Source organism: Citrobacter sp. Cb004, assembly GCF_030337065.1.
In the GTDB taxonomy this organism is placed as follows: Bacteria; Pseudomonadota; Gammaproteobacteria; order Enterobacterales; family Enterobacteriaceae; genus Citrobacter; species Citrobacter braakii.
Map to the genome: position 1 here is coordinate 119,462 of NZ_JAOWCH010000023.1, position 18,039 is coordinate 137,500.

Here is an 18,039-nt window from a genome sequence, read left to right on the forward strand (position 1 = left end):
TAACAATTTCGTAGCGAATTGTTGATTTATGCCGCTATGTCGTTTATTTGATATGGCAAAATAGCAGGATAATTGAAACAGGGAGTAAAGCTCGTGTTGGATAAACTGCGTTCACGCTTAGTACATTTTGGTCCTTCTCTGATGAGTGTACCGGTTAAACTGACGCCCTTTGCGCTGAAGCGCCAGGTTCTGGAGCAGGTCCTGAGCTGGCAGTTTAGTCAGGCGCTGGCCGATGGGGAGCTGGAGTTTCTCGACGGTCGCTGGCTGAGCATTCATGTGCGTGACATTGGCCTTAAATGGTATACCTCTGTTGAGAACGATAAACTTATCGTCAGCCAGAATGCAGAGGCGGATGTGAGTTTTAGCGCGGATGCCAGCGATCTCCTGATGATCGCGGCGCGTAAGCAGGATCCGGATACGCTGTTCTTCCAGCGTCGCCTGGTGATTGAAGGTGATACAGAATTAGGGCTGTATGTTAAAAATCTGATGGACGCCATCGAACTGGATCAGATGCCTAAAGCGTTGCGCGTCATGCTGATGCAGTTGGCGGATTTTGTTGAGGCGGGAATGAAAACGTCGCCAGAAACCAAACAGACTTCGGTAGGTGAGCCATGCTGATTCGAGTTGAAATTCCCATTGATGCCCCAGGTATTGATGCATTGCTGCGTCGTTCATTTGAGAGCGATGCGGAAGCGAAATTAGTGCACGACCTGCGTGAAGACGGTTTCATAACGCTGGGTCTGGTTGCTACCGATGACGAAGGTCAGGTAGTGGGTTACGTCGCGTTCAGCCCTGTCGATGTCCAGGGCGAAGACCTGCAATGGGTCGGCATGGCGCCGCTTGCGGTGGATGAAAACTACCGTGGGCAGGGCCTGGCGCGTCAGCTGGTCTATGAAGGACTCGATTCCCTGAACGAGTTTGGTTACGCCGCGGTGGTTACGCTGGGCGATCCGGCGCTGTACAGCCGCTTTGGTTTTGAGCTGGCTGCCCATCATGACCTGCGTTGCCGCTGGCCGGGTACCGAAAGCGCGTTCCAGGTTCATCGCCTGGCGGACGATGCGCTGGAGGGTGTGACGGGCCTTGTGGAATACCACGACTACTTCAATCGTTTTTAAGCGCCGGGGGTTTGCAGGCTGCTCAGTAGTGCCTCAAGCCCTTCGCCTTCAACAAGGCGCTCTTTCTGCCGCTTTGTAAGCTGTTTGACGCGATATTCTAAGCGCAGGGCCAGCGAACGGTCGCCGACCTGAGCCGCAAATGCCAACGTGAGTTCTCCCTTTCCGCGCAGCGCCTTCGCGCCTTTCCCACTTTGATGCTGCTTATAGCGGCGCTGCACATCGGTGGTTATTCCGGTGTATAAGGCGTTGTCCGCAGTACGGATCAGGTACAGATACCAGGGTGTCATTGTCACCATCGACGTGATAATTTTCAGGCCTACAGTATAAAAGAGAACAGAAATGGAAACACTGACTGCGGTGACCCGCTGGCTGGCAAAGCAGCACGTCGTGACCTGGTGTGTACATCATGACGGTGAATTATGGTGCGCCAATGCGTTTTACCTGTTTGATGCGCAGAAGATGGTGTTCTATGTGCTGACCGAAGAAAAAACGCGGCATGCGCAGATGTCCGGGCCGCGCGCGGCGATTGCCGGCACGGTAAATGGTCAGCCCAAAACGGTCGCCCTGATTCGTGGCGTACAGTTTAAAGGGGAAATCCGGCGTCTTGAAGGGCAGGAGAGTGAAGCCGCGCGTAACGCCTACAACCGCCGTTTCCCGGTCGCCAGAATGCTGCCTGCGCCCGTATGGGAGATTCGACTGGATGAAGTCAAATTCACGGACAACACGCTGGGCTTTGGTAAAAAAATGCACTGGCAACGTGATCTATAGTTAATAGAGTGATTAAAGAGTCAGGGGAAGATTAGCGATGAGTCAGGTGTTAATAACAGGCGCAACGGGGCTGGTAGGCGGAAATTTGCTGCGTATGCTGCTCAATGAACCCCGGGTCAATGCCATCACGGCACCGACGCGTCGACCGCTGGCTGATACGGCTGGCGTCTATAATCCCTATGATCCGCAGCTAACCGATGCGCTGGCGCAGGTCACCGATCCGGTAGATATTGTCTTTTGTTGTCTGGGAACCACCCGGCGAGAAGCGGGTAGCAAAGAAGCGTTTATCCATGCTGACTATACGCTGGTGGTGGACACGGCCCTGACGGGGCGTCGGTTGGGCGCTCAGCATATGCTGGTGGTCAGTTCGATGGGTGCCAATGCCAATTCACCGTTTTTTTATAACCGGGTGAAAGGGGAAATGGAGCAGGCGCTGATCGCGCAAAATTGGCCGCGGCTGACGATTGTTCGGCCTTCAATGTTACTCGGAGAGCGGGATAAACAGCGGGCGAATGAGAGGTTTTTAGCGCCGTTATTTCGGCTGCTGCCGGGGAACTGGAAGTCGATTGAGGCGCGTGATGTAGCCAGGGCTATGCTGGCGGAGGCACTGGCGCCTGGACATGAGGGCGTTTCGATCCTGACCTCTTCCGAACTGCGCGAAAGAGCCAAATAAAATGCCGGAGAGGACGCTCTGGCGTCCCCATCCGGCATTTGTAGCAGTCTTACTTAATAAACGTAAAAGCCGTCGTGACGCGTTTCACGCCGCTTACCCGGCTGGCGATGTCTGCCGCAGCCTTCGCTTCACGTTCAGTTACCAGACCCAACAGGAACACTTCCCCGTTTTCGGTGGTGACTTTCACGTTAGAGGATTTCACCTGATCGCTGGTCAGCAACTGGGAACGTACTTTAGTGGTTATCCAGGTATCGTTAGACGCATCGCCCAGGCCGATTGGCTGACCCTGACGGATCTCATTAAAGACCTCAGTGGTACCTTCTACACCCATCGCAATCTGTTTTGCCCGCGCAGACAGTTCGCTATTTGGCGACTGACCGACCAGCAGCACTTTACCCTGATACGCGCTCACGTTGATACGCGCCTCTTTCTTGATCTGGGCATCTTTCGACAACGCGGTATTGACGCGTAATTCCAGGGTTCCGTCATCTACCTGGGTGCCTACACTGCGAGGATCCGTCGCGGCTTTGGTGCCGACAGCAGCAGTTCCGACAACGGCGGCAGCGACACAACCTTGCAGCAGCAGGGCAGCGATAATCACAGCAAGCGGCGAAAATGCCTTCATGTGTACTCCTTAATCATCCTGGTGAGGGAAAAGCGTGTTATCGATGAGATCGCAAAGGCAGTTGACCGTCAACATATGCATTTCCTGAACGCGGGCGCTGTGGTGTGAAGGGATACGGATTTCAACATCCTGCGGCCCCAGTAACCCGGCCAGCTCCCCTCCGTCATACCCGGTCAGTGCGACAATTGTCATGTCGCGTGTCACGGCGGCTTCAACGGCTTTTACGATATCGCGGCTATTACCACGCGTAGAGATTGCTAGCAGAACATCACCTGCATGTCCCAGCGCACGGACTTGTTTTGCATAAACTTCGTCGTGCAGGCGATCGTTGGCAATCGCAGTTAAGACCACATTATCAGTATTTAGTGCAATCGCAGGTAAACTTGGGCGCTCTGTTTCAAAACGATTGATCATGCTGGCAGCAAAATGCTGTGCGTTGGCAGCGGACGTCCCATTACCACAACAGAGAATTTTGTTGCCATTGAGCAGGGACTGAACCAGCGTCATGGCTGCACGGGAGATCGCATCCGGAAGTGCTTCAGCCGCAGCTATCTGAGTTTGAATGCTTTCTGTAAAGCAGACTTTAATTCTATCTAACACGCTAATCCTTAAGAACCAGGCTCTGAATCTTCAACTATGAGCGGTCGTTGAACGCGTCCTTAAACCACTCAACATCATTTCCGGTGAAGGCTAACACATCGAACCGGCAATCCACAGTATCAAAACTTCCATTGTGGCGCGCAAGCCACAAGCGGGCAGTCTGTAATAATTTGTGTTGTTTGCTCCGGGTCACACTCGCCGCTGCACCGCCAAACTGGGCTGAGCGCCGATAGCGAACCTCAACAAATACGGTGGTGTTGCCTTCACGCATTATCAGGTCGATTTCGCCGCCACGCTCATGCACGTTGGCGGCGATAAAATGCAGTCCCCTGCTCTGCAGCCAGTCACGCGCGGTGGATTCCCACGCGTCACCGGTCTGTTTACTCGTTAACTGGCGGGGACGACTTGTCCTTGCTGGTATTTGAGCCATGATAACTTCCTGTTAATCACACAATCCTGCGTTGCGGTTAAGGCTCCGGTGTTGCCGTTAATTTCGAAACCCTGCACCTGACGCATTTGCGAGAAGTGGTTGGCAAGCGACCAGGCATCGACGCCCATCGCGTACATACGTGCCAGCGAGTAGTCGTTACGAACCGCGCCCAGCGCCTGCTGCATGAGAGGGGCGTTAGCGCCTGCCAGCATCGGAATTTCGCTGTACTGCAAGCCTTCCATCTCCAGACGGAAATCCGGGCCGGCAGTTCCCTGCGCGCTACGGGAGCTGGCGTACAGCGTGGCACCGCTCTGGCTACCGTTGCGCATGGCGATCATTGGCTTTATAAATGCAATTTCTTCCGGCGTTGCCAGAATATATACGGCATCAACACGACCGCTGCCGCCGGTGATTTGCGCATCGGTAGGCGCTGCCGGAATGGTCAGACCGCCAATCGTCACGCCAGGCTGCGCGGGTACAGAAGAGGCCACCGGGCTGCCCGTCAGGGAAATCCCCGAGCCGCCGTTGACGCCCATTTTCAGCTCAGCGGTGGAGCCGAACTTCTGCTGCAGCACCACGCCGCCACCCAGTTTTTGCCACTCCTGTGCAAAGGCGTTGGCAACGCGATCGCCTAACGAACTCCGCGGGATCAACAACAGCGGCGTCTGTTTTCCTTGATCGCGAATGTGGCGTGCTGCGTCGCGCGCTTCATCTTCTGGCGACAGAGCGAAGTAGCAGACGTTCGGCAGGTTTTTCACCGACTCCGGCTGATTAAGCGCCAGGACGTTTAATGGCGTGTTGCTTTTCATCAGCTCTTCAACATTGTTCTTCAACAGTGGGCCAACCACGATGCTGGCGCCATCCTGCTGAACCTGAGTCAGGATCTGATTCAGCGGCAGTGATGACGTGTCGTAGATTTTCAGCTCCGCGGACGGATTCGCTGGTGCGCTGGCGGTTGTTGGCTGCGCAGGCGCTGTTGGTTGTGGGGCTGTAGCTTCTGGCTGTGCTGGCGTCTCGTTGGTCAGATCGCTTACTGACGCCTGAGCCGGGCTGGCAACACCGTCAGTCGTTTGCGGCTGTTCCGTGGTCGTCGCAGCCGCTGTATCCGCAGCAGGCGCGGCAACAGCAGGGGCCGCTACGGGTTGAGTACCCATATTTTTCGCAGCTTCAAAGCCTTGCTGAATAGTACGGCCAAATACAGCGGCCTGACCGTTCAGCGGCAGCAGCAGAGCAATTTTGCTGGTGGAAGCGGGTTTAAAGCTCTGCACGTTAACCAACTGCGTTGGCAATAGTTTTGCCCCCGGGTTTTGTGGATAACGTTTCTGCCAGTCAGCAATACCGGCTTTCATCATGTCTGGATCGTTACGGTTATCGAACCAGACGCGCTGGAGATCTAACCAGCCTTGCAGCACGTTTTCATCCGCATTGATGACCAGCGTCTGCGCTTGCTCCTGGGTCATGGATGACAGCGCTTGCCAGGTGGCATCCATGTTTTTCTGCTTAGCGTTCGCGGCCAGCAGCGGTTCCTGGGCGATCAGGGCGCGCAGTAGCGTCAGCGATGGACGACCCTGGTTGACGTCGATTTGCGCCTGCCAGTATCTCGCCTGCTGGTTTTGATCAAAATCGGCTGGGGTTAGCTTATCCAGCAGGGCCTGTGCGCCAGCGACATCTTTCTGCGCGAGCTTAATTTCGACGGCCAGCAGTGACTGCTCACGACGCTGGGTATCGCTTAGCTTCTGTGGTAGCTGGTTGAACAACTCGATAGCCTGTTGGCTCTTGCCTTCTTTCAGCAGTGCACGAATGGCGAGTAATTGCCAATTGGTCTTGCTATCATCTGAGCTTTGCTGCATTTGTTGCAGATAAAAGCCGGAATCAGCCTGCGCAGTGCCCTGCATATGGGCTGCACTCTGGTCTGGCGCCTGGGTGCCACAGCCTGCAAAAATCAGTGCAGCCAGAATGACTGGTAGCGCGCGTGCGGCTTTCAAACGAGAAAATGTTGAGGGTACCATACTGTATCCAGTGATATTTTTTTACTCAATGCTCAATATTAAATCGGCAATACGGACGACACAATGAAACAACACGAATCGGCGGATAATTCTCAAGGCCAACTCTTTATTGTACCTACTCCTATAGGAAATTTGGCTGATATTACCCAACGAGCGCTCGAAGTTTTACAAGCCGTTGATTTGATTGCCGCTGAAGACACTCGTCATACAGGACTCTTGTTACAACACTTCGCGATTAACGCGCGTTTGTTCGCTTTACATGATCACAACGAGCAGCAAAAGGCCGAAACGCTGGTGGCGAAACTTAAAGAAGGGCAAAACATTGCGCTGGTTTCCGATGCCGGAACGCCGCTGATTAACGATCCTGGCTACCATCTGGTACGGACCTGTCGCGAAGCAGGGATCCGCGTTGTTCCCCTGCCAGGCCCTTGCGCGGCGATTGCTGCCCTGAGTGCTGCAGGTCTGCCTTCAGACCGCTTTTGCTATGAAGGTTTTCTGCCTGCCAAATCGAAAGGGCGTCGTGATGCGATGAAAGCCATTGAGGCTGAACCGCGTACGCTTATTTTTTATGAATCCACCCACCGTTTGCTGGATAGCCTGGAAGACATGGTTGCCGTCTGGGGCGAATCCCGCTACGTGGTGTTGGCGCGTGAGTTGACCAAAACCTGGGAAACCATTCACGGTGCGCCGGTCGGCGAACTGCTGGCGTGGGTCAAGGAAGATGAAAACCGTCGAAAAGGCGAAATGGTGCTGATTGTCGAAGGACACAAAGCGCAAGAAGACGACCTTCCGGCTGATGCGCTGCGTACGTTGGCCTTATTGCAGGCAGAGCTGCCGCTGAAAAAGGCCGCCGCACTGGCCGCTGAGATCCACGGCGTGAAGAAGAATGCGCTGTATAAGTACGCGCTGGAACAGCAGGGGGAGTAACGGTGAGCATCTACCAACCACCTTTCGTCATCACTCCATTGATCCTCAATCAAGTCATTGAAATTGGGGAGTTGATGGGAAATTGGGCGGCGATGGCTGGTAGGGCATCTCCTCTTTTGCGCAAAGAGAATCGTATTCGCACTATTCAGGCCTCTTTAGCGATTGAGCATAATTCGTTGACTACGGAACAAGTCACCGCTCTGATGGAGGGGAAACGTATTCTGGCTCCGGCTAAAGATATACAGGAAGTCAGAAATGCGATTCTGGCCTATGAAAAAATGTCAGAGTGGAAAAGTGAAAGACTCTCCGATCTTTTACAGGCACATCAAATCCTGATGATGGGGCTTGTCGATAACCCGGGTCAATTGCGATCCGGCAATGTCGGTGTTTACAGGGAGAAACAGCTTATCCATATGGCCCCACCGGCGTCACAAGTTCTTCGATTGATGAATGACCTACTGGGCTGGTTAAAAACGACAGAGCTCCACCCACTGATTGCTGGTGCTATTTTCCATTATGAATTTGAATTCATTCATCCTTTTGCCGACGGCAATGGACGGATGGGCCGGTTGTGGCAGACATTAATCCTCCGTGAGTGGCGATCGGAATTGGCGTGGTTACCAGTAGAGACACTGATCCATTACCAACAGGATCGCTACTACCAGGTGTTAGGGCAGTGCGATCGGCAAAGTAGCTGCACGCCATTTATAGAATTTATCCTTGAAAACATCATCTCTGCTTTGCAAGAGGGATTGGGGAAATCATCAGCCCTGTCGGAAGAAATGTCGGAAGAAATGTCGGAAGAAATGTCGCCTGATTTACTGGATATTGAAAAACGCATACTACAAATCTTGTCGAATCAGCCAGGCAGATCCGCCAAAAGTATCGCTGATGAGTGTGAAATCTCAGCCCGAACTGTAGAACGCTATCTGAAAGCGTTGCAGCTAAAAGGTAAACTGCAACGCGTTGGCGCGACGAAAGGGGGGCTATGGAGGGTAATTTAAACGACCAGCAGTTCAACCCCTGTTTTGGCCAGCGCTGATTTATCCTGTTTGCTGATACTGTCGTCGGTTATTACGCAGTTAATCTTCTCCATTGGAAGTACCTGATTAAAACCTCGTCGGTTAAATTTTGTTGCATCCAGTACGGCAATAACCTTATGTGCCGCAGCAGCCATCACGCTACTAATCGAATAGCCTTCGTTGAATGTCGTTATACCATTAGTGGCATCAATCCCGTCGGCGCCAACGAACATCAGGTCTGCGCTTATCCCTTGAAGGGAACGTTCAGCGATAGTGCCATGCATTGAATGAGTTTTGTGACGCACCGTGCCGCCGCAGACGACCAGCGTAATGTCTTTGTTTTCCGATAACGTAAACGCAGCGGGCAGGCTATTGGTAATAACTGTGATATTACTTTTTCGGTTTAGCGCCTCAGCGATCAGTAAGGTCGTGCTTCCGCTATCCAGAATCACGGTCATTCCTTCCTCGACCATTGCCGTTGCAGCCTGAGCGATCCGCTTTTTGGGATCGCTGGCAAGCTGATACCGGTCTTCTAATAATACTTCCTGATTGTCACCTTCAGCCAGATGGCTTCCTGGTTTTGCCGCACCGCCATGAAAACGGGTGACCAGACCCTTCTCTTCTAATAACCGCAGGTCGGCGCGAATGGTTACTTCAGAAATACCAAAGGTATTCGAAAGATCCATTACCAGTACGCTACCTTGCGTATTAATCAGGTCGACAATTTTATTCCTTCTCTCAAATGAGTTCATATTGATTTGCCTGATAATTTGACTGCCACTAGTTTAATCGAAGGATTGCGAAAGGTGAACGCTAAATTTCGAAAGTAAATGTGAGCCAGCGCAGGTTGCTGGCTCGTTGGGTCAGGAGAGTTTGAGCAGAATTTTCCCCTGCATCGGCGCGCCATTGAGTGACTTGACTGCGCTGGCAAAGCTGTCGGCATCACCACTGTGGGCAATTAACGGCTCAAGCTGTAAGCGTTTCTCCGTGAGTAAACGGGCAGCGGTTTCCCACTCTTCTCCAGGCCATGGGCTGGAATAGTTCATCCAACTGCCAAGGATGGTTAACTCTTTACGCAATATTTGCCCAAAAATACGTGAAGCTAGCGCCAGATCGTGATGCAGCGTACCGACTAATGCCAGTTGAGCGCGAGGTCCGGCAATTTCGATCGACAGAGTAACAGTTTGTGGGGTTCCCGCAGTCTCCAGGATGAGTTGGTCAAATTGAATGTTCTCCAGACTGGAGTAGATCTCGGTCGCACTCATCTCCCGACTGTTAAACACATAGGTTGCCCCCAGTTCTTTTGCTAACGCCAGCTTCTGCGGGTTGATATCAATCGCCGTGATGCTTTTTGCGCCGAGTTCGCGAGCACATTGCATTGCCAGTAAACCGATAGTACCTGCACCAACGATGATCACGTTTTTGCCTTCGCATCCCTGAGCGAGGTGAAAAGCATGCAGGCCAACGGTAATGGGCTCAATGAATGCGCCATCATCAATCGGCATTTCTGAAGGCAGGCGGAACAGGTTGGCGCGTTTTACCACCACATATTCTGCATTGCCGCCTTCGCTGCGCGATCCGACAAACTGATATTGCTTACACAATGAGAAATATCCACGCTCGCACTGAGGACAGTGGAAGCAGGGGAGCAGCGGTACGCAGGCAACGGCATCTCCGGGTTGTAGATCGGTTACGCCCGCGCCGTAAGACTCAACATAGCCACTGAACTCATGCCCAAGTGTGATTGGATAATAGTGAGCGCCATGATTGAAGACTCGGGGAATATCTGAGCCGCAAAGCCCTGAACTGACCACCTTGACCAGTACATCTTCATCAGTTTGTAGTTGTGGTATGGGACGTTCTTCAACGCGTACGTCGCCCTCAGCGTGAATAACCACTGATTTCATAAGTGTCTCCAGAAAAGTGAAGGGGAGCAAATGCTCCCCAGAAATTAAGATGCGGTCTGGCTTTCTGTTATGGCTGCCGCTTTTTCAGCCGCCACGAAATTACGCGCCCGACGCCAGGTCAGCAGTACACCCAACAGGTAAATAGCACCGATAATGATGAAACCCACCACGTTCTGCCAGGTGAAGAGCTGGATTAGCAACCAGGTGATTGGGGAACCGCCCTGGTCCATTGAAGCCACCATGCCACCAGCTTTCAATGCGCCCGCATTGGCGGCTAGCTGGGTATGTAAACCAATGGTTTGCGTGGCTATCCACAGGGTGATACCCATGATGATGACGCCGGAGATCAGCGTGCGGAAAAGGTTTCCCTGATGAACGGCTACCGCCATGGCGACAAAGAAACCAATGGTCGCGAGATCGCCGAATGGCAGAACCTGGTTTCCTGGTACCAGAACGGCAATCAGAATGGTCAGCGGGATAAAGATAAGACTGGCGGAAACCACTGACGTATGGCCGAGCAGTAGCGCAGGATCCAGGCCAATCAAGAACTCCTGGCCACCAAATTTTGCCTGCAGGCGCTTGCGAGCATGCTTTGCAATGGGAGTGAGCCCATCCATAATCGGTTTAATGACGCGCGGCATGAGCAACATAACGGCAGCTGTTTTCACCGCCAGTTGGAGCACTGCTTTAACGTCATACCCTGCCAGCATGCCGATCACTAACCCCATCACAAAACCGACGGTGACGGGCTCGCCGAAGGGGCCGAAGCGTTTTTGTACATCATCCGCACTGAAATGAATGCGGTTCAGACCTGGGATTTTTTCAATGATCGTATCAACCAAGACCGCTATCGGGCCCAGATATGCCGAGGAACCATGTGGAATGGCGATGCCTTCCAGGCCAAAAAAGTCGCGCGTGTCTTTGGCAAACCAGTCGCCCAGTTTGTAAACGAAGGCGGCATGAACAACCACACCGAGGATGCCCAACCAGTATGAACCGGTCGCCAGATGCAACATGGCGCCGGTAAACGTCATATGCCAGATATTCCAGATGTCGACATTCACCACACGGGTCATGCGGGTAACCAGCATCAGGATATTCACCCCAATGGCGACAGGAATCGCAATTAACGCAATTTGCGAAGCCCAGGTCATCGGTGATGAACCAGGCCAGCCGACATCGATGACGTGCAGGTTGATTTGAAACTGTTCTGCCATTGCTTTTGCGGCAGGTCCAATAGAGTCCAGCATCAGGCCGATTACCAGACCGATGCCGACAAACCCAATCCCGATATGCAGACCAGATTTAAAACAATCCCCGAGCTTCATTCCCAGCAATTTTGAGAAGATGATGATCACTAACGGCAGCATAACCGTTGGACCTAAATCGAGGATATAACGCATTATTTCGCTAAACATGGCGTTACCCCACGAGGATGGTCAGGATTTTTTGCTGCAATGCTTCGATACCCACGCCTGAGACAAAAGGCATGCCGTGAACCACCGGGATATCGCCAAATGTACGGTCAACGCGAGCCGTGGTACAAATGAGGTCTGCGCCGTCCATATAGGTTTCGATTTCTGTTACACGACACTGAACCAGGTCGAGTTGTATATTGTTGGCTTCACAGAGTTCTTTAATTTCTTCCGCAGCCATTGTTGAAGTTGCTACAGCACCGCCACAGGCCACAATTACTTTACGTTTCATAGGGTATTCCTTTTATTATCAGTTTTTTATCAAATCTGGGCACAGAGCTCAGACTCAAGGATTTTTTCCCGAAAGAGCATTGCCAGTTCTGCATCGGGCGCATTCAGTAATGCTTCAATAGTGTTCGGGTTTTGTAGCTCACTAAACAGACGACGCAGGAGCTTCAGTTGTGCCGTCGGGTTCTCAACGATTAAGGCGATAATTAAAGAGACGGCGATCTCTTCATCATCATCCGCTTGTTGAAAGTTGACCGGTGTATCCGGGCGAATCAGATAGATAGCAGGAGATTTAGCATGAACAGCTTCACAATGTGGAATCGCAACGGCATGACGTTCCAGCGCTATTCCAGTTGGAAAGGTTGCTTCACGCTCAATCAGGGCCTGCGGGTAGCTTTCGTGCACGACCCCTTTGGCCAGCATCTCCTCCCCAATATGTGTCAGCGCATGCTGACACGAGCTAAAGTTAATTCCTGTTCGGACAAAAAGTTGGCTCATATATTCTCCTGATTTCAGGCAAGTGCTGGTGCGCAACCAAAGCGATAGGCGCGCAGAACGTCCTGAATTTTGTCGATAATCAGATTGTGTGGCGTCGCGGTTAACGTTCCTTCAGACAGACGCTCAAATTGCACGGGCATAAATTGGCTAATTAGCCCCAGTGGTAAAGCGACGTCATTAAGATTGGTTATTAATTTCTCTACGCTTTGACGAATGCGGGGATGCGGCCAGTAGTAACGAATACGGTCGGAGAGACTGAAGTGAATATCAACCATCGCCTGACTCCAGGTTGGGCGATAGTATTTTTTCCAGTAGCCCGGTTCATTCAACATAACTTCGTCAATCACTTCCAATACCCGGCTTCTTTGCTCCGGAGATACCAGTTCATTTTCCATTTGCGCAAGGGCAAAAATAGCTTCACGCAGAGCGAAGGTGAGTGCTGGACCCACTTTCAAAATCGCATAGTGATCGCGTACCAGCGCACGGTATGCCTGGCGGGTTTGATAATCGGTAGAATGCGCTTCGTAGACCATTGGGGTCTCTTTGACCCAGGCGGAAAGCGCTTTTGCAGCTTGTGGCTGATAGTGAATAATTTGAGTGTGATCGAATTCGACGCCGGGCTGGACCACAATGGCGATTACGCGCGTTAACGCTTCTTCAAGCCCTAATGCACTGAAGGCAACCTGATGGGTTTCCAGTGTCCGGGCGGCATCTTCTTCACGTGTGACATGAACGCTACCGATGGTGGTGGCTTCTCCACCTGGTACGGGAACTTCTGTGCCAATCACGTAAGTCAGTTGGCGTTTCTGTTCTTCGGTTGCTGTTGATTCTGCTGCCTGGCAAAGTATGGCTGCTCGCTGAGCAACAACCATCGGGTCTAGCGGTGTCGGATCGTCAGCGCAGGACATTGAAGCATCAAGATGGATTTTGCTGAATCCTGCGGCGACGTAAGCTTTAATCAAGGCTACGGATTTCTCCATCGCTTCTGCCGCTACTTCATTTTGCCAGCAGTTAGGGCCGAGGTGATCGCCCCCCAGGATCAGTCTTTCTCGAGGGAAGCCAATTTCTTGTGCGATGCCATAGACAAAATCACGGAAATCGGCGGGTTTCATCCCGGTATAGCCACCAAACTGATTAACCTGATTAGACGTTGCTTCGATCAGAACTTTACTGTCCGTATTGAGATCAAAGCGTAATGCGGATTCAATGACCAACGGATGTGCTGAACAAACAGAACAAATACCTAAATGTTCACCTGCTTTATGACGAGAGATTATTTCTTTCACTTCTATCTCCGATATCTTTTGTTTATCTTCATAATATTTTTGGATTGAAGGCAAAGGGTAAAAGCAGCTTTCGTGATCCAGCTTTAAAACAGACCTTTGCCAGAATTCATACAATTCATATTAATCAGTTACTTATAGTTTTCCTTCGCAACCGCAGTCGGCAATGACTTTACGTACCACTTCTTTCATGGCGGCTTTTGCTGGCATCATGTAATGCCGTGGGTCATTCGCATTGGTATGTGTACTCAGATAGGTTTTGAGTGCGCCAGAAAAGGCGATTTTGAGTTCGGTAGCGACGTTGACTTTGCAGATCCCTAAAGAGATGGCGCGCTTAATATCATGTGCTGGCAGGCCGGATGCGCCATGTAGAACCAGTGGAATATCAACGGACTGACGAATTTCTGTTAGCCGTTCAAAATCCAGTTTAGGTTCAGTGCTATACAGACCATGAGCCGTGCCAATCGCGACCGCCAGTGAGTCGATACCGGTTTTTTCCACGAACTCCCGAGCCTGTTCTGGGTGGGTATAAAGCGCATCTTTTCCGTCCACGATTAGGTCATCTTCTTGTCCACCCAACCGTCCCAGCTCAGCTTCAACGCTAACGTCATAGCGATGGCAGTAATCTGTTACGTGTTTAACTAACGCAATGTTGTCGACAAACGGCAGATGGGAACCATCGATCATGACGGAGCGAATACCTGTAGCGACTTTCTCTTCAATATCGGTGGCGCTTTCATGGTGATCGAGATGGATGGCGAGAGGATGGTTCCAGCATCTTGCCAGTTCACTGGCGATTGCAACGATATTACCGACACCGGCATAGCTAAAAGTGCCAGGCGTGCCGGCGACGATCAACGGAGAGCGTAGTTCGGCTGCTGTTTCCACGACAACCTGTAAGGTCTCCAGGTTGTGAATGTTAAACGCCGGTACGGCATAGCCTTCTCGCTGTGCCTTCTTCAGCATCATTTTGCTTGAGATGATAAACATACTTCCTCCGAAGTCTTTCGATTGCTTTCTTCGAAATAAAGTATAGGGTTTCGTAACGTTTTTTTGTGATTTCGATCTGATAAATGAAAGTTTCGAAAGAAAAGGGAGGGTTGCGAAAGTATATGGCGAAAAAAAAAGCATGCCCGAAGGCATGCTCATGAAGAAAAAACGTGGATAATCAGGTCACTGGCGCTGGGTTAAATACCGCCAGTTGGTTATGCAGTCCCCATTGATCCGAGAAGGTTTTCTTACGCCCGCTGGCGACGTCGAGAATAAACTCGAACAGTTTCAGACTCACGTCTTCAATGGTTTCTTCCCCGGTAGCGATGGTGCCTGCGTTGATGTCCATCAGGTCAAACCAACGGTTGGCCAGCTCGGTACGGGTCGCCATTTTTATCACCGGCACGGCCATCAGGCCGTACGGCGTACCGCGACCGGTGGTGAACACCTGCACGGTGATCCCAGAAGCGACCTGCTGCGTACCGCAGACAAAATCGCTGGCGGGGGTAGCTGCGTAAATCAGGCCACGTTTGGTTGGGCGTTGGCCCGGCGACAATACTTCGACAATCGCGCTCTTGCCAGACTTGGCAATAGAACCCAGCGCTTTTTCCACCACGTTTGCCAGACCGCCTTTCTTGTTGCCAGGAGAAGGGTTGGCGCTGCGATCCGTTTTGCCCATATCAAGGTAGTTATCGTACCAGGCCATCTCTTCAAGCAGGCGTTTACCTACTTCTTCGTTAATCGCACGTGGGGTCAGAAGATGGATGGCATCGCGCACTTCGGTAACCTCAGAGAACATTACGGTGGCGCCGCAGCGTACTAACAGGTCGGAGGCATAACCGACCGCCGGGTTGGCCGTCACGCCTGAAAACGCATCGCTGCCGCCGCACTGCATGCCGACCACCAGTTCTGACGCCGGGCAGGTCTCACGCTGGCGTTGATTGAGTTTTGCCAGATGGCGTTCGGCCACCTGCAAAATATCGGCAACCATCGATTGAAAGCCAACGTGTTTTTCATCCTGCAGGCTGACGATGCTGGCGCTGTCGACCGGAATACTTTTCACATCGTGCGTGCCTTCCAGCAGGCGCTCTGGCTGCAGTTTTTCGCAGCCGAGGCCAATGACCATCACTTCACCGCCAAAGTTCGGGTTTAGCGCAATATTGTGAATGGTACGAATCGGCACGATGGCGGCTGGGGCATTAATCGCCACGCCGCAGCCGTAAAGATGATTGAGTCCGACCACGCCGTCAACGTTCGGGTATTTTGGCAGCAGATCGCGCTCAATGATTTTCACCACATAATCCACCACGCCCGCCACGCAGTGCACGCTGGTGGAAATACCGAGCAGATTCTTGGTGCCGACACTACCGTCTGCATTGCGATAACCTTCGAAGGTGTAACCTTCGAGAGGCGGCAGCGGTTCTGGCACTTTGGTTGCCAGCGGCAGCGTCTCCAGCGGCGGGGCCTTGGGTAGCTCAACCATTGATTCATCAATCCAACTGCCGCGTGGGATATCGCGAACGGCATAGCCTATCACTTCGCCATAACGCACGATTTCGCCGCGAACAGGAATATCCAGGAGCGCCACTTTATGTCCCTGGGGAATATGTTCAATGAGTTCCAGTCCGTCTGGAAAACGCGTCCCAGCTTTCAGACCATTGTCATTGACAATTATCGCCACATTATCTGTTTCGTGAACTTTAATATAAAACGCCGTTGGCGATTCTTGTCTGATTTCGATGTCGGCCATTGTCCAGTATTCTCCAACAAGGTGGTGATAATAGTGTGGATATTTATATTTTGAATCTAATTGTAAGTAATAAAGATTCGGTATCGTGAAATAAGAATGTCAGGAGTTTATCGCCAAGAATGTGATGATGATCACTTAAACTCAGCAAGGCCGCCCCACCAGGGGTAGCAATACGTAAATGTGTGCATTAGCGCCCATGCATGTGTGCATATGCCCAAAACATTATTTTAATAACGCATGTTTAATGAGCGCTTGCACAATGATTAACGTTGCGCTGCTGATTATACTAAATCACGGTTTCATAGCGTCTGATAAATTATTATGCGTTCTTATTATCAGTAATTTATCACCAGGAATATCTACCCAATAATAATAAAAATTTAATGTACCCGAGGTAATTAGAATGATTCTGGATACAGTTGTCGAGAAAAAGAAAGGCACGCACACCCGTTACTTAATATTGCTGATAATATTTATCGTTACAGCCGTTAACTATGCGGACCGTGCAACGCTGTCAATTGCCGGCACGGAAGTGGCGAAAGAGTTACAGCTCAGTGCCATCTCAATGGGGTACATTTTCTCCGCTTTCGGCTGGGCTTACCTGTTAATGCAAATCCCCGGCGGCTGGCTGCTGGATAAGTTCGGTTCAAAGAAAGTCTATACCTACAGCCTGTTCTTCTGGTCGCTGTTTACCTTCCTGCAGGGCTTTGTCGACATGTTCCCGCTGGCCTGGGCGGGTATTTCAATGTTCATCATGCGCTTTATGCTGGGCTTCTCGGAAGCGCCGTCCTTCCCGGCGAATGCCCGTATCGTGGCGGCCTGGTTCCCGACGAAAGAGCGCGGTACGGCGTCCGCAATTTTTAACTCCGCACAGTATTTCTCTCTGGCGCTGTTTTCGCCGCTGCTGGGCTGGCTGACCTTCGCCTGGGGCTGGGAACACGTCTTTACCGTGATGGGCGTGATTGGTTTTGTGCTCACCGGACTGTGGGTAAAGTTTATTCATAACCCAACCGATCACCCGCGTATGTCGCAAGAAGAGCTGAAGTTTATCTCTGAAAACGGCGCGGTCGTGGATATGGACCATAAAAAGCCGGGTGATGTGAAATCAGGTGGTCCTAAACTGCATTATATCAAGCAGTTGCTCACTAACCGTATGATGCTCGGCGTGTTCTTCGGACAGTATTTTATCAATACTATTACCTGGTTTTTCCTCACCTGGTTCCCGATTTACCTGGTACAGGAAAAAGGCATGTCGATCCTGAAAGTGGGCCTGGTGGCTTCGATTCCTGCGCTGTGCGGATTTGCCGGTGGCGTACTCGGCGGCGTGTTCTCTGATTATCTGATTAAACGTGGCTTCAGCATCACTCTGGCACGTAAGCTGCCGATTGTGCTCGGAATGCTGCTCGCCTCGACCATTATTCTGTGTAACTACACCGATAACACCACCCTGGTGGTGGCGCTGATGGCGCTGGCGTTCTTCGGTAAAGGCTTCGGGGCGCTGGGGTGGCCGGTGATTTCCGATACTGCGCCGAAAGAGATTGTCGGTCTGTGCGGTGGGGTATTTAACGTATTTGGCAATGTGGCTTCCATCGTCACCCCGCTGGTGATTGGGTATCTGGTGAGCGAGCTGCACTCATTTAATGCTGCGCTGATGTTTGTAGGGTGCTCGGCGCTGATGGCAATGGTTTGCTACCTGTTTATTGTCGGTGACATTAAACGTATGGAATTGCAGAAATAAA

The 18,039-nt window shown here is 51.7% G+C and carries 19 protein-coding genes and 1 pseudogene; 7 read left to right on the forward strand and 13 right to left on the reverse strand.

Going from position 1 to position 18,039, the window contains the following annotated elements; translation table 11 throughout:
• Window positions 1-93: 93 nt before the first annotated feature.
• Window positions 94-618: a ubiquinone anaerobic biosynthesis accessory factor UbiT gene (gene ubiT, locus OGV65_RS00690; RefSeq protein ID WP_016154660.1), complete on the forward strand. Its 525-nt coding sequence runs from the start codon at window positions 94-96 to the stop codon at window positions 616-618.
• On the forward strand, window positions 612-1,115 hold the full coding sequence (locus OGV65_RS00695) for a GNAT family N-acetyltransferase (protein ID WP_016157563.1): 504 nt from the start codon (window positions 612-614) through the stop codon (window positions 1,113-1,115). Before ubiT ends, OGV65_RS00695 begins: the two co-directional genes overlap by 7 nt.
• Here OGV65_RS00695 and OGV65_RS00700 read toward each other — a convergent pair.
• A pseudogene (locus OGV65_RS00700) lies at window positions 1,102-1,411 on the reverse strand (GIY-YIG nuclease family protein). The gene OGV65_RS00695 and the pseudogene OGV65_RS00700 overlap by 14 nt on opposite strands.
• A gap of 43 nt (window positions 1,412-1,454) precedes the next feature.
• Here OGV65_RS00700 and OGV65_RS00705 point away from each other — a divergent pair.
• Together OGV65_RS00705 and OGV65_RS00710 are read left to right on the forward strand one after the other, a co-directional pair.
• On the forward strand, window positions 1,455-1,883 hold the full coding sequence (locus tag OGV65_RS00705) for a YhbP family protein (protein ID WP_016154657.1): 429 nt from the start codon (window positions 1,455-1,457) through the stop codon (window positions 1,881-1,883).
• Between the two features lie 37 nt (window positions 1,884-1,920).
• Window positions 1,921-2,556: an NAD(P)H-binding protein gene (locus OGV65_RS00710; protein ID WP_016154656.1), complete on the forward strand. Its 636-nt coding sequence runs from the start codon at window positions 1,921-1,923 to the stop codon at window positions 2,554-2,556.
• Window positions 2,557-2,605: 49 nt separating this feature from the next.
• Here the strand turns inward: OGV65_RS00710 and dolP are convergent, their stop codons facing one another.
• Genes dolP through OGV65_RS00730 form a run of 4 tightly spaced genes read right to left on the reverse strand, consistent with a single transcriptional unit; the run spans window position 2,606 to window position 6,220 of the window.
• The gene (dolP, locus tag OGV65_RS00715; RefSeq protein ID WP_003024954.1) at window positions 2,606-3,181 is read right to left on the reverse strand and encodes a division/outer membrane stress-associated lipid-binding lipoprotein; all 576 of its coding nucleotides are present in this window, start codon (window positions 3,179-3,181) and stop codon (window positions 2,606-2,608) included.
• 9 nt (window positions 3,182-3,190) lie between these two features.
• A complete protein-coding gene (diaA, locus tag OGV65_RS00720) occupies window positions 3,191-3,781 on the reverse strand; it encodes a DnaA initiator-associating protein DiaA (protein ID WP_003024948.1) in 591 nt (196 codons plus the stop codon).
• 34 nt (window positions 3,782-3,815) lie between these two features.
• Window positions 3,816-4,211 (reverse strand): YraN family protein, encoded by a 396-nt coding sequence (locus OGV65_RS00725; protein ID WP_216404065.1) that lies wholly within the window; start codon window positions 4,209-4,211, stop codon window positions 3,816-3,818.
• A complete protein-coding gene (locus OGV65_RS00730) occupies window positions 4,169-6,220 on the reverse strand; it encodes a penicillin-binding protein activator (RefSeq protein ID WP_286454496.1) in 2,052 nt (683 codons plus the stop codon). The genes OGV65_RS00725 and OGV65_RS00730 overlap by 43 nt, the downstream gene beginning before the upstream one ends.
• Before the next feature lie 63 nt (window positions 6,221-6,283).
• On the opposite strand from OGV65_RS00730, the gene rsmI reads away from it, so the two are divergent.
• Both rsmI and OGV65_RS00740 read left to right on the forward strand, forming a co-directional pair.
• On the forward strand, window positions 6,284-7,147 hold the full coding sequence (gene rsmI / locus OGV65_RS00735; protein WP_016154652.1) for a 16S rRNA (cytidine(1402)-2'-O)-methyltransferase: 864 nt from the start codon (window positions 6,284-6,286) through the stop codon (window positions 7,145-7,147).
• 2 nt (window positions 7,148-7,149) lie between these two features.
• Window positions 7,150-8,151, forward strand: a complete 1,002-nt coding sequence (locus OGV65_RS00740) for a Fic family protein (protein WP_235117406.1) — start codon at window positions 7,150-7,152, stop codon at window positions 8,149-8,151.
• Here the strand turns inward: OGV65_RS00740 and OGV65_RS00745 are convergent.
• From OGV65_RS00745 to garD, 8 genes are all read right to left on the reverse strand, one after another.
• A complete protein-coding gene (locus OGV65_RS00745) occupies window positions 8,148-8,921 on the reverse strand; it encodes a DeoR/GlpR family DNA-binding transcription regulator (RefSeq protein ID WP_003828620.1) in 774 nt (257 codons plus the stop codon). The genes OGV65_RS00740 and OGV65_RS00745 overlap by 4 nt on opposite strands.
• 111 nt (window positions 8,922-9,032) lie before the next feature.
• Window positions 9,033-10,076, reverse strand: a complete 1,044-nt coding sequence (gatD, locus tag OGV65_RS00750; RefSeq protein WP_286454497.1) for a galactitol-1-phosphate 5-dehydrogenase — start codon at window positions 10,074-10,076, stop codon at window positions 9,033-9,035.
• A gap of 44 nt (window positions 10,077-10,120) precedes the next feature.
• The gene (locus OGV65_RS00755) at window positions 10,121-11,494 is read right to left on the reverse strand and encodes a galactitol-specific PTS transporter subunit IIC (protein ID WP_016154648.1); all 1,374 of its coding nucleotides are present in this window, start codon (window positions 11,492-11,494) and stop codon (window positions 10,121-10,123) included.
• Window positions 11,495-11,498: 4 nt separating this feature from the next.
• Window positions 11,499-11,783: a PTS galactitol transporter subunit IIB gene (gene gatB / locus OGV65_RS00760; protein WP_003828616.1), complete on the reverse strand. Its 285-nt coding sequence runs from the start codon at window positions 11,781-11,783 to the stop codon at window positions 11,499-11,501.
• Window positions 11,784-11,812: 29 nt separating this feature from the next.
• Window positions 11,813-12,277 (reverse strand): PTS galactitol transporter subunit IIA, encoded by a 465-nt coding sequence (gene gatA, locus OGV65_RS00765; RefSeq protein WP_019077770.1) that lies wholly within the window; start codon window positions 12,275-12,277, stop codon window positions 11,813-11,815.
• Window positions 12,278-12,291: 14 nt separating this feature from the next.
• Window positions 12,292-13,563, reverse strand: a complete 1,272-nt coding sequence (gene gatZ / locus OGV65_RS00770) for a tagatose-bisphosphate aldolase subunit GatZ (RefSeq protein ID WP_181220886.1) — start codon at window positions 13,561-13,563, stop codon at window positions 12,292-12,294.
• A gap of 132 nt (window positions 13,564-13,695) precedes the next feature.
• The gene (locus OGV65_RS00775; protein ID WP_103284275.1) at window positions 13,696-14,550 is read right to left on the reverse strand and encodes a tagatose bisphosphate family class II aldolase; all 855 of its coding nucleotides are present in this window, start codon (window positions 14,548-14,550) and stop codon (window positions 13,696-13,698) included.
• Between the two features lie 178 nt (window positions 14,551-14,728).
• A complete protein-coding gene (garD, locus tag OGV65_RS00780) occupies window positions 14,729-16,300 on the reverse strand; it encodes a galactarate dehydratase (protein ID WP_286454499.1) in 1,572 nt (523 codons plus the stop codon).
• Window positions 16,301-16,703: 403 nt separating this feature from the next.
• Here garD and garP point away from each other — a divergent pair, with 403 nt between their 5' ends.
• Complete coding sequence (gene garP, locus OGV65_RS00785; protein WP_003024898.1) at window positions 16,704-18,038, forward strand: galactarate/glucarate/glycerate transporter GarP; 1,335 nt, start codon at window positions 16,704-16,706, stop codon at window positions 18,036-18,038.
• Window position 18,039: the final 1 nt, after the last annotated feature.

Coding starts and splice junctions, on each gene's coding strand:
- OGV65_RS00725 (WP_216404065.1), bottom strand. CDS start 4,211: ATGGCTCAAATACCAGCAAGGACAAGTCGTCCCCGCCAGTTAACGAGT.
- OGV65_RS00695 (WP_016157563.1), top strand. CDS start 612: ATGCTGATTCGAGTTGAAATTCCCATTGATGCCCCAGGTATTGATGCA.
- OGV65_RS00775 (WP_103284275.1), bottom strand. CDS start 14,550: ATGTTTATCATCTCAAGCAAAATGATGCTGAAGAAGGCACAGCGAGAA.
- OGV65_RS00705 (WP_016154657.1), top strand. CDS start 1,455: ATGGAAACACTGACTGCGGTGACCCGCTGGCTGGCAAAGCAGCACGTC.
- garD (WP_286454499.1), bottom strand. CDS start 16,300: ATGGCCGACATCGAAATCAGACAAGAATCGCCAACGGCGTTTTATATT.
- OGV65_RS00745 (WP_003828620.1), bottom strand. CDS start 8,921: ATGAACTCATTTGAGAGAAGGAATAAAATTGTCGACCTGATTAATACG.
- OGV65_RS00710 (WP_016154656.1), top strand. CDS start 1,921: ATGAGTCAGGTGTTAATAACAGGCGCAACGGGGCTGGTAGGCGGAAAT.
- rsmI (WP_016154652.1), top strand. CDS start 6,284: ATGAAACAACACGAATCGGCGGATAATTCTCAAGGCCAACTCTTTATT.
- garP (WP_003024898.1), top strand. CDS start 16,704: ATGATTCTGGATACAGTTGTCGAGAAAAAGAAAGGCACGCACACCCGT.
- OGV65_RS00755 (WP_016154648.1), bottom strand. CDS start 11,494: ATGTTTAGCGAAATAATGCGTTATATCCTCGATTTAGGTCCAACGGTT.
- OGV65_RS00730 (WP_286454496.1), bottom strand. CDS start 6,220: ATGGTACCCTCAACATTTTCTCGTTTGAAAGCCGCACGCGCGCTACCA.
- dolP (WP_003024954.1), bottom strand. CDS start 3,181: ATGAAGGCATTTTCGCCGCTTGCTGTGATTATCGCTGCCCTGCTGCTG.
- gatB (WP_003828616.1), bottom strand. CDS start 11,783: ATGAAACGTAAAGTAATTGTGGCCTGTGGCGGTGCTGTAGCAACTTCA.
- gatA (WP_019077770.1), bottom strand. CDS start 12,277: ATGAGCCAACTTTTTGTCCGAACAGGAATTAACTTTAGCTCGTGTCAG.
- gatD (WP_286454497.1), bottom strand. CDS start 10,076: ATGAAATCAGTGGTTATTCACGCTGAGGGCGACGTACGCGTTGAAGAA.